Here is a 12,068-nt window from a genome sequence, read left to right as displayed (position 1 = left end):
CTATTTGTTAATGTACTTTTTACCGTTGTGGATATACATGCCCTTCTGGGGTTTTCCGCTGAGCAGTCTGCCGTTCATGTCGTAGTAGTGCTCTGTGCCGTCGGCATCGATGGTGCGGATGACAGCGTCAACAGCCGTCGCTTCACTGTCCTCGATTGTCATGTTGAGGGCACGGGTAGCACTGGCGCTCGTAGCCTGGAAGTAAGCACGGAAGGGACCCATGTATGCCTTCGGCTGGTTCTGAGGCACCTTGTGCCACTTGCCGTCGCTTTGCAAGATGTAGGTGGGATAGGTAGCATTGTAGAGCGAGCTGTTGGGAATGGTCACCGTAGTGCCTTTCAGGGCATAGTCGCCCACAGTCCATGAGCCGCCAGTGTCGGTGCTGACCGTCACCTCTGCATCGGTGCTCAGGTCAACACCGCTACTTCCGCTTACCACGATGTAGTAGGGTTTATATGCCTCGATCGCGTTATTCTCCACCTGCTCGAAGGTGATGGTGGTCACACCCGCCTCGACGCTGGTTTCTGTAGGCTTATATACCTTTGCGTTCTCATTGCTGAGTGTCAGGGCGTAAGGCAGGTAGCAGGTGTAACCCGCTGCGGCGTATTCGTAGTGACCCTCCAGTTGGGTTGTCTCCTTTCCCTCAATGGTAATACTCTCGTCGGTGTCCTCTGTTATTTCCACCATATCGGGTTTAAGCATACGGCTGTAGGAGACACCGTTCGTCGCCGTGATGGGCGACACCTTCGGATTGAAGTCCCATTTGTCGTTCAGCATAATCTGGTTGGCTGTACCGTCGATAACGGCATTGGGCTCGCCGGAAGCAGCACTGTTCCCTGAAGGCAGATAGACCATCGTATATCCGCTCATGCCATAGAAGGGACTGTTGGCATCGTTGCGGTCAACGGTCACTTTTGTATCTGTATATCCAGAACTGCTTTCATCCTTAAACCCATCGACATTGCGCATGTCCACATAGCGGAGATTATAGTCCCCGTCAAAGAGGGCATCGTTCAATACGATATGCTTGTTAGGGGCAGTGATGCTGGTCAGTTTCTCGCAAGTAGCAAAGCTGTATGGGAACAAGGTGATGTAACTACACTCTAAATCGGGAATCGTGTAGTCACCCTCCTTACCCGGTGCGCATGCAATAATATAGCCATAGTACGTTCCTTCACGATTAATTTTATGTGTCAGCACATTATCCACACAGCTGTAGCCGTTGTCGTTGCCGCGCGATGCCGTCAGCGTGGTCATGCTGGGGCAGTAGGCCAGGAAGTTGCCCTCATGGTTCTCGAAGCCTCTGCCGATGTTAAAACTCGTCAGGTTGTCGCAGCCTCGGAAGGCATCTCTGCCCACAAAGGTCACGGCATCGGGCAAATCGACGCTGGTCAGCGCATCGCAGTTCTCAAAGGCATGGGCACCGATGCTCTTCAGGTTGCTGCCTAAGGTGATGGTGTTCAGCGTCGTGTTGTCCTTGAAGACACCGTCGAGAATGGCGGAGACGGGCTTGTCATTATATGTGGCGGGGATGGTGAGGCTGGTAGCCGTTCCCGTATAGCCAATCACCTCGTAATCGCTATCGTCAGCATACGCCGGACGATAGACCAGTCCGGTAGATTCATCCGCCTCATCTACACAGTATTTAATATACATATCCTTCAGCGTGATGGGAATGGGTAAGTCAACATAGTTGTCGGTAAAGTAGTACCAGTTTTCGCCTAGCGTGGACTTGGCTTTATCCTCCTTCATGTCATCTTGGCTATCCTTGCTTACATTATTTGTGTATGTACATGTACTACTGTTTTCTTGAACACCTATTATGCCATTAGCAGCTAATGACCCTGTAACTCCCCAATATATACAGTTCGAGATGCTGCTTGCCTCGGTCCGGTTAGTACCTCCTACTATCCAGCCCTTTGATGAAGAAAGGACATTAAATTCGTGTCTTGCTAAACAACGATTAATCGTAACACTGCCAGCGCCGCCTACGATGCCTCCAACCTTTGGCTGATTTTGACCTATATTTGTAAAATAGTAGGCTGCCGAGCAGTCGGTGACGGTAACATTGTTGAAGATGTTGCCGGCGATACCGCCAGTCCAGCCAGTGCCATAAATCATTCCACGGAACATGCAACGCTCTATGGTGCCATCATTGGCACGGCCTACGATACCGCCACTACTGCCACTTTTGGCATAGACAGCAGAGGCATCATCGCTTCTGCTTCTAATTACAAGCAGGTCGGTGAGATGAGTGTTGTTAGAGGCATAGCCGATAACGGTGCCCACATAGTCTCTTCCCCAAACCTTGGGATTTTCGAGATACATGTTATAGATAGTCGCTTCTGTGGCATAGCCGAATAAACCGATGTAATCCGTTTCAACTCTGTCAATTGTCAGGCTCTTGATGACATGACCGCCACCATCGAAAATGCCGCTGAAAGGATGGGTATCAGTACCGATGGGTTCCCAATTGCTCTCACTGAGGTCAAGGTCTGTTGTCAGCTTAAAGTTGGTAGTCCCGTAATAGCTCCAAGCCGTACCCTCGTTCACTTTGTCACGGAATGTCTTGAACGCATCTAATGAAGTGATTTCGTATGGCTCGTCGCTGAGCTCGTAAATACGTGCAAAGGCTTCCTGCCAGCCTACCTTCTCGTTGGCTCCCGTCAGGGTGCCAGAAGAAGTTCCGTCGAACTTGGTATCGTTATAGCTGGCAAGTTTGTCTTTAGGAACATAGAGGATGCGCTTCTGCGCCATTTCCTCCATGCTCTCCTTGGTACCAAGCACAGAGAAGACATCGTTCCACTGCCATGTGGGGGCGGTGGTTCCCTTGCAACGCATAGTCGTCAGACTGGTGAGGTTACAGAAGGCGCCGGCTCCGATGGTTTGCAACGTGGCTGGCAGCCTGATCTCTGTCACTGAGGAGCAACCTACAAAGGCATAGTCGCCAATGTGCTCAACACCTTCTTCGATGGTTACTCTTGTCAGTTTGTTGCACAGACGGAAAGCAAACTGTCCAATAACAACTTTATAGGACTCATCCTTATAGGTCACCGAACCTGGAATGACGAGTTCACCATCCTCGTAGTGATTGATACAGGAGGTATAGCCATTGCCCAAGGTGGCGGTCTTTGCCTCCGTGTCGTAGATACAGACAGCCTCTATAGCTGGTGCTCCCAGCGTCAGCGTTCCCTGCATCTTCGCGGCAAAGGCCATTGCCGGCAGCAGGGTTGCTATGATAATAGGAATAATATATCTTTTCATTGTCGTATGTCCTTTTTAGGTTAATACTTAGTCTGTCTTTTTCTTCAGCACCCACTTGAACAAAGCGTAGTCGGGCGAGGTGCCCAAGACTTCGCCTAACATAAAGAAGTCCTTACCGGCACCCACGTGGTCATCCGAACTATTGGTGTCGTTGATATAGACATCCGCTTTATCTGGGTCTCCAGTCGGCCACAAAGGATAGGCACCTGCTTGTTGCAACCGATAAGAAGGAGTCTCGGTAGTGATATCGTCCGTTTCTGGTTGGATGTAATAGTACAAATATGGCTGATTTTTGACAAACGAACACAGATTGACAAAAGGCACCACAGTGTCGTAAGAAGAGTGATAGAAGGCCACGCGGTGCTTAGGTGTCCAGCCTACGGTGAGGTTGTTGCTCTCCAAGGCTCGGTGCAGGTCCTGCATGAAGCCGCGACCAGTGGGAGTCACGCGATTGCCACCGGCATCTTCGAAATTCGATTTAGTTGTGAAATAGGTGTAGCAATCAGGGGTCAACATCTCACTAAGCTTACCATAAGCTGCGAGAGTACCAAAGATCAAAAAGGGAGTTGACGTATAGTAGAACATATCACTCATCTGTGCGGCTGTGAAGCTGCCACCTACAGCCGCATTACCGCCGTATGGTCTGGGAAGCGTGAAGGCGTGGGTGACACCATGTTTGCTTTGCCACACATAGCGTTTTGTGACGTCGTCGGTGCTGAACTGGTCAGCCTTATTGGGGTTTTTCTTGGCCTCAATCATCTGTAGGGAGCCTGTTGCCAGAAATTTATCGGATAGATACTCGTCGATTGAATGCTGGCGCATCAGCGGGTTGCTGTCGCACATACCTTTCAGAATAAGTGGCATCACGATTGGCATCGACACGGTACCGGCTTCGTGCTTCGTCTTTTTACTACCATCATAAGTTTCACCGTTGTCCGTGATGTAATAGCGCAGATGGGCCACCGGGTCGTAGGGACCGTCGCCACATACGGAGCCGGCATAGTGAAGGTCGGTGTCCAGTCCGTTCTGTTCGATGAACTTATGTACGGCCAGTGCCACGCTGCCGCCCTGCGAGTAGCCGAGGCTGACGCTTTGCCAGTTACTCTCTAATGCGTCAAAGTTCTTGCCCGTGCCAACATTAGCATTGTAGAATGCCAGTCCGTAGCGCACGGCATCGACCACCTGACGAGCGGTGAGTTCCTGATAGAGATAGGGATGTGCACGGTCGGCAGTGATGCCATAGCCCTCGTAGTCGGGCATGATGACCAGACAGCACGGCTGGCGAGTACGATCGTAGCGGGTGTACATCAGCATCATGCCGACACCCGTTTTCCAATCGCCACCATTATCACCATTATTATAACTAGTGGGGCATTCCCAGTTGCTCGTGATGGTCTCGTGGCAGGCTATGAGCACATTGCTCGGTGCGGCAAATCCCATATTCAACTGCCAGCGCGGCACACCCATCAACGCGGAAAGAATGACCTTGTTGCCGTCGGCATCTACCGAAGGGTATTTATAGGTATAGAGATAGGCACCAGAACGGATTAGCTGCTTGCCTGCATCCGTCAGACCTCCGTATAGGTCTTTGTCGCTGGTGCTGGGCGAACGGCGTGGCGCACGAGCCTGCTCTGTGGCCTCGTCTATCGGTTTAATTGACGTAATGCCCTCGTCGATGATGAGGGTGTCGGCCCGCCCCGTAACGGAGTCAATCACAATACTATCGCGACTGCTGAATTCGATCTCGCTGACAGACATAATCTCAACGTCGTTCACATTAACCTCGGGAAGATTGCCCAAAGCACTCTGTGCCCACGTGCCCATAGCTGTAAACGCCATGGATAAAAGAAGTATTTTTCTTGGATTCATAATCATATAGTTTTATTTTTATTATTATTGGCAGATTATAGTGAGATTCCCGTCATATCAGAGACCTGGTCTCTGATATATTCTTCAGCCTTGTCAATGGCATCCTTTATTGCCTGCTCCCTGGTAGCATCTTTGTCGGGCATAAAGTCTTCCATTAAGAGAATGGTCTTGCCGATGTGCTGGAAGAGTCCGTAGTCCACGTGGTTGCCCCAGTCGCCAAACTCGGTTTCGACGTTGCAGCCATGAGCCTTTAGGTAGTTGGCCATTTCCTCGCCCACATGCCAATCCATGTATTTGTCGCCGGCAGAGTGCATAATGTAATATTTGGTCTTGGTGTTGGGCTGCCAAGTCTGTCCCTCGCCGCAAAGGGAGTTCTCACGGAGCTTCTGGGCCAGTTTCTTGCCAACGACAGACTGAGGATTGAGTGCATCGGGCGTCAGAATAAGGTTGACGGGGCAGTCCTTGACCTTTGCTTCATCACCACCGGCAATGAGCTTGTTGATTTCCCATGTGCCGTAGTCTTTGGAGAGTATCCACTTCTGGATGTTGCTGGCAAGAGGCTCTACAAACACGTCCTTGTAGTCAAAGTCCATGTGGTAAGTCTCCTTGTAAGCCACCACCACGAGTGGGAAAGAACAAGCATAACCAGAGGTGGGGTTGGTAATGTTACTGATATAAACGCTATGCAAGTCGAAGGGAGCAGCACCTCCCGAGGTCAGGTTCCAATGGATATCAGGACGTTTCTCGTCGCAGTAGCGCTGAACGGCGAGTGCCGAGAAACCGCCACTGCTATAGCCCACATTGAAGGTGGGCAGTCCGCTGATGGCATAGCCCTCGTCTTTCAGAATCTGCATGGCGGCATCCCAAGCATCGATGGTCTCAACACTGGTAATCTCCGGACAGCAGTAGGCCTGTGGCTTGTCCTCCGTGAGTGTCCAACCATAGAGGTCGGCAGAAACCATAATGAGATTCTGGTATTTGTTCATGTATAGACCGATGTCGTCAATCTCGTTCTGAGAAGTACGCTCACCATGCTTGGCACATGTAAACTCATTGTAAAGCATCAGACCACGTGGAGCCTCATCTTTATTATATACGGCGGGATTCATTGAAATGACGCCTGTCAGTCGCACAGGTGTCTTCAAGTCGGGACCGACGCTGGTATATTCGAACACGATTTGACGGAACTTCAAGTTCAGCACATCATTCGCAATCATTTTCAGCGCGTGACACTCCCGACGGTTCGTTATCTTCTGGTCGAGATTGTATGCACGGCCTGAAATGGGGGCAGGATCATCATTGTTCGAACATGATGTGAATACGTGACAGCAAATAAGAATAGCAGCCATAATCGTTGTCAGTAAAGACAACCTGTTTAATGTTTTAGGTGTAGTCATTTTTGTTACTAGTTATATAATTATATAAGACAGGGCAAACACAATACACCCTGCCACAAGAAGCACAAGTCTTTGACTGCAAAGATACATATAATTTTGTTAAAGAGTACAGTCTATCCCTTAAAAGAAGTTAATAATCAAGAAAAAGACGTGTGGCAAGGTACCAAACACCCCGATACCCATTTCATTCAATATAATTATCTGATAATCGGCTACAAAGGTATAAATAAAAAGTGGGATAACCATCAGGTCGTCCCACATTTTATTTATACAGATTGTATCTTACCGCTATAAGATTATTTCTTCTCTGCAGGGAACATCAGCATGAGGGCTGGCATACCACTGGCACCATAGCTCTCGACAACATCGTTCTTGCTGGTCTTCTTTGCGAAGTTACCCATCTGGATGCCACGAGTCTTGTCCATATTAGCATATGCACTCTGCAGATTAATCTGAATGTGTGACAGGTATTTCTGCTTCGCCACGTCATCCAAGCCACAATCATAAACCAGCATTTTGATATACTGTGCATAGATGGCCGCATAGACACCCTGCTCATAACCTTTTTCAAAGTCGAGGATGGATTTGGTGCACATGTGATCTATGATATAGTCGGCAGCGCGCTGTGCCTTTGTCAGGTAGCTGGCATCTTGAGTCAACTGATAGAGCATGCAGCTGGCACCGATGTAGGTTGCCTGATTGTACAGGTGATCTTTGAAACCTGGTGCACCACCATGAATACCATCTGCCACACGTCCGTTGGCATCGACGAGCACTTTATCTGCCCATGCATACACTTCCTTAGCTTTTTCCAGATACCAGGCTTTCGTCTGATACGTAGGACGTGCCGCTGTAGATGGTGTGCGCCCCTCTGGTACCAACTGATAGAGATGGCAAGCGGCAATAACTGTTGGGAAGTTGATGCAAGCCGAACGGAAGTCACCCGGTTGGTGAGGACGAGCGTGGTCAATGGGCTGCCATTCCCAGAACATACCGCCGCCGGCCTTGCCTTCAAAGCGGGCAGGATCGGCATAAGAGCCGTCATCGCCTACTTTTTCAGAACCATACCACACACGGCAAAAGCTCATCTCCGAGTATTTCAGATACTCTGATTTTCCAAAAGTTGCATAAGCACGTGCCAAGGCACCTGTCCACCACATGATGTCGTCATAGACAAACCAGCCATTATTCGTACTGGGGTTGTCGAAATCAAAGTTCACATAGTGTGACTTTTCACCATTATATATTTTATCGTGCAGTTTCTTGTACTTCTTCATGCGCGCCTTGTCACCCTCGGCCTTAGCACGATTATAGGCATTGACCACCATATCGTAATAGATGGCCTGGCACCAGATGGCGGCAGCACATCCCGAGACGTCGTTGTCGCGATAGCCGTTGCCGCGGTGGTCAGCTCGTGCCTGTTTGGTGTCTGCTTTATAAATAAACTCGTCACTGTCAAGGAATACGGCATTAAAGTCATCGTAGGTTTTCCACTGTGCTTCGTTGTTGTAAGTAATGCTCACTTGGGCATTAACATGGCTCCATGCCATAAGGCAAAAGAAAAGTAATGTTAGGTGTTTCATTGTTTTTAGCATATATATAAATTGAGGGCACAAAATTACAAAATTAATTATGATACGCAAAATGTTTTCTATTCTATTAAGATAATTCGTTGATATCAATATCCTATCAATAGGTGACTTCAGAAATAGGGACAGGTGTGATTTAAGCTGGTTCAATGGTTTATTCAGGCTGAATAATCATCTAATTCTTCTCATTTGCGAGGAGAAGAGCATCACTTTTACACATCAACAGCATAGCTTTTACACTCGTTCCAGCCCCTGGCTTGGTGGATTCTAGCCCCTGGAATGCAACTGTCTAGCCCTTGGAAAGCAATCGTCCAGCCCCTGGATTAGGGTATTCCAGCCCCTGGATTCAACCCAATAGTTACCGTATTGCATCACAACACCGCCACTGTTGCTACACGAAACAGCCGTTTTAGTCATGCAATACAAGCACTTTGGGAGGGTAAACAGGTTAATAAACGAAGGGTCAATCTTGCTCATCCAGCCACGCTGTCAGCACCTGACAGTACTCTCTGTGGGCATCGACGAAACACATGTGGCGCGAACGGCGGAACAGGTGCCAGCGACTGTTGAGGATATGCTCGTAGAGCGAGGCTGCTACGACGGGCGTGCAGATGTCTTGGGTACCACTACAGATCAGCGTTGGCTGGATGATTTGGTTCAACTTGTCCGTATATTCAAAGTCTTTCAGGCTACCCAAAGGCTGATATTCGTTGGGGCCCCACCCATACAGATAGGCCTCTTTGCCAGTACGTTTTGGGCGCGTCAGGCACTCGGGCGAGAGCGCGTCGGTGCTGGTCACATAGCAATCGAAATAGTGTTCGTTGGCACGCAGGTAGTCTGGATTATCCCAATCGCCAGTAGCCTCAGCGTTGCGGATAGCAGTTTGATCTGCTTCCGACAGATAGGTGATGAGTCGATGTTGCTCACTGGCCCAGAGCGAACTGGAGGCATGGCCCGATGAAAGAATCAGCGACTTCACTCCCTTTGGCCTTTGGTCAATGACATAAGCAATGGCCAGCATGGCGCCCCACGACTGTCCGAGAAGATGCACCTCGTCCAGATGAAGATACTCGCGGATAGCCATGAGTTCGTCCATCCACGTCTGCAAAGTCCACAACTCCGGGTGTCCGTCAAGGTAAGAGTTGCCACAGCCTATTTGATCGTATGAAATGACCTGCCGCCCCGTGTCGGCCAAGCAGTCGAGCATCTCAAAATAATTATGTGTGCTGCCCGGGCCGCCATGCAGCAGCAACAGCGGTGTTTTGTCAGATGGCTCGCCCACAACGCGATAGTAGGTCTGATAGTCCAGAAACGGCATATAGCCTTCAGTAATACGATGATTCATGTTGTTAATAGTAGCTTAGTAATTAATCGATTGACGTTGCGAAGATACAAATTATTTTGAATACTAACAAGAAAAAACGCAAAAATACATCGTTGACAGCGAAACGGAAGTACAAAATAGTTAAACTAACCTAATAAAATCATAAATGTACGTACCATATATTATTTAATTACTACATTTGCACTACAAAAAAAACATTACCAACCAAAACCTAAAAAATAATGAGTAAATATGCTGTCATCATGGCCCTTCTGTTACTGTTCTCCCTAACAGGACGGGCAAAAGTTAAAACAACGGTGTGGGATAATCCCTCTACTGAGTATGGAAGCCATTACGGCAATGGTAATTTTCTGCTCGACCTCGACGTAAGTAAAGTAGAATTGAAAACCGACGAGACGATGGTACACATCACAGCACGTCTTCGCCAAGCAGAAACAGACTACGCCTTCCAACTGACAGGCGACACCTATCTAAAAGTGGGCGAAAAACGTTTTTACAGAGTGTTGATTGACCCTAAAGAAACCAAGGAAAAAGGACTATACGAACTAGCCATCCACTTCCCACCACTTCCAAAAGGTACAAAGGCTTTCGACTTTTTCGCCAGCAACAATCAAGAGACATATCAGATCAAAGGCATCAAACCTGCAGAAGAACGCTGGAAACAGCTTTTCCCTTCGTATTGGAGCGACAAACAGGGCAACTGGAAAATAGCATTTCTGGATGATTGCGCCATCTACCAATGTAAGTTCTGGGACTATAGACAGTGCAGCGTGAACCAAAAGACTGGCGAGGCTGACATCGTCATGCAGAATGGCAATGACATAGTGAAAGTCAGCATTGGAAAGAACAAGAAAGGCATACGCACCATACAGATGGGCAACCAAAAAGAAGAACTAGCTATGATAACCTCTCGCTACATGCCCGACTACCCCACAAAGGACATGCGAACCGACTTTGTGGATACAGACTATAAAACCGACACTGTGACACTCATAGGCTGGATTAAAGACATGCCCGACTTCATGAAACCCCAGAACACCTTTGGCATCTACCACAGGAATATCTATACCGATAAAGGAGAAACTGTCAATGCCGACTTGGATGAAAAGGGCCGATTCATAATAAAAATACCTCTGCTAAACAGTTCGGAGATTGTATGCGACTATAATCTTTGCAATTTTAATACCATGCTTGAACCCGGCAAGACCTACTTCCTGCTGTATGACTACAAGGAGGGGCGACGTTACTTTATGGGCGACGACTGTAGGCTACAAAATGAACTTATCAAGTATCCACCCTGTTGGGATTCCAACAACTTTTATATTGGTTTAGAAGGAGCAGGACACGCTAGCGATGAAGAGCTCGAGCAGTATATGACATCGGTTGACAGTCTCTTAAAGGTTCAAACGGCCCAATTAGACGCTTTCTGCGAGCATCACCCTACCCTGTCTTCACGCTATCGTATTTTCAGTAAAGGAAACATGCTGACTAATCATGCACAATCATTCGGGCAGGCACGTTTCAGAATGCGTAATTTCATGCTATCCGACAATGCCCGCCGCTATGCTCACGACACTTTCTGGACTAAATTCGAGCATCCCTACACTTTGCATTCCTCTCTAAGCTATTTTATGCGCGATTATCTGGATGATATACTAAGAGCTCACTCAAAACCAACTTCTTTGCAGATTGCTGACTATATCAACGATATTACATCCAGCGATGAGGAGCAGGCCCTTCTGACACGCTGGAGTAAATGGATTAACGAGACAAATGCGAAAATAAATGCTGCTCCAACCAATGAAGAAAAGAAAAAACTGGTAGAAAAAATCAATGCCGACAATGCTGCACTGATCAGAGATATTAGTCAGATTCTGAACAGACCAAAGGTTCAAAAGTTCCTTCACAGCATGTACACCCTACATAAAATGGAAAAAGAGTCATACCTTCTTGACTCAATGGGTATTGATCCATTTATCAAGAACGTCTGGCTCACACGAACTGTACTAAATACCTTTGAGCATGACCATTCATCGCTAACGCCAACTGTCTTAGACTCGATGACAGCCATCATTAATAACCCTTACAGCACTGCCTTGATTGAGGAGGCCAACAAGCACTATCTAACCATCGAAAATCGAGAATTTGACAAGCAGGTACTGAAATCGGCAGACCATCTTGCCGGCATCACAGAGGGCGAAGCATTACTCAAGAAAATCCTGGAGCCCTATAAAGGAAAGATGGTGCTGCTCGACATTTGGGGCACCTGGTGTAGCCCTTGCAAGGAGAGACTATCGCACTCTAGTGAGGAGTATGCCAGACTGAAAGACCACAACATTCAGTATCTCTATCTGGCCAACCATAGTCCACAGGAATCATGGGAGAATGTTATCAAGGAGTATCAGGTTTATGGACCAAACGTGGCTCACTACAATCTGCCTGATGAACAACAGAAAGCCATTGAGAGCTATTTGAATGTGCATACATGGCCAACCTACAAGCTGTTTAATCAGAATGGTGAGCTCCTCGACGCAGACATTGACCCAATCGACCTCGACGAGCTGGAACAACAGATATACCAAATGCAATAGGGCTCAACTAAAG

6 protein-coding genes are annotated in these 12,068 nt (G+C 48.1%); 1 reads left to right on the top strand and 5 read right to left on the bottom strand.

The genetic code is table 11. The features are described from left to right. From L6472_RS03120 to pepI, 5 genes are all read right to left on the bottom strand, one after another. Nucleotides 1–3,264, bottom strand: a complete 3,264-nt coding sequence (locus L6472_RS03120; RefSeq protein WP_237807110.1) for a leucine-rich repeat protein — start codon at nt 3,262–3,264, stop codon at nt 1–3. 27 nt (nt 3,265–3,291) lie between these two features. Continuing rightward, nucleotides 3,292–5,133, bottom strand: a complete 1,842-nt coding sequence (locus tag L6472_RS03115; protein ID WP_237807108.1) for a hypothetical protein — start codon at nt 5,131–5,133, stop codon at nt 3,292–3,294. 35 nt (nt 5,134–5,168) lie between these two features. Further along, the gene (locus L6472_RS03110; protein ID WP_237807106.1) at nt 5,169–6,530 is read right to left on the bottom strand and encodes a hypothetical protein; all 1,362 of its coding nucleotides are present in this window, start codon (nt 6,528–6,530) and stop codon (nt 5,169–5,171) included. Between the two features lie 296 nt (nt 6,531–6,826). Continuing rightward, nucleotides 6,827–8,113 (bottom strand): glycoside hydrolase family 76 protein, encoded by a 1,287-nt coding sequence (locus L6472_RS03105; protein ID WP_237807104.1) that lies wholly within the window; start codon nt 8,111–8,113, stop codon nt 6,827–6,829. A 469-nt stretch (nt 8,114–8,582) separates the two neighbouring features. Further along, a complete protein-coding gene (gene pepI, locus L6472_RS03100; protein ID WP_237807102.1) occupies nt 8,583–9,464 on the bottom strand; it encodes a proline iminopeptidase in 882 nt (293 codons plus the stop codon). Between the two features lie 221 nt (nt 9,465–9,685). Between pepI and L6472_RS03095 the strand changes: the two genes are divergently transcribed. Continuing rightward, entirely contained in the window at nt 9,686–12,055 is a 2,370-nt protein-coding gene (locus tag L6472_RS03095; protein WP_237807100.1) for a thioredoxin-like domain-containing protein, read from the top strand. Nucleotides 12,056–12,068 lie beyond the last annotated feature (13 nt).

This window comes from Prevotella sp. E13-17 (assembly GCF_022024035.1).
Classification (GTDB): domain Bacteria; phylum Bacteroidota; class Bacteroidia; order Bacteroidales; family Bacteroidaceae; genus Prevotella.
This window is presented reverse-complemented; position numbering and strand designations above follow the sequence as displayed.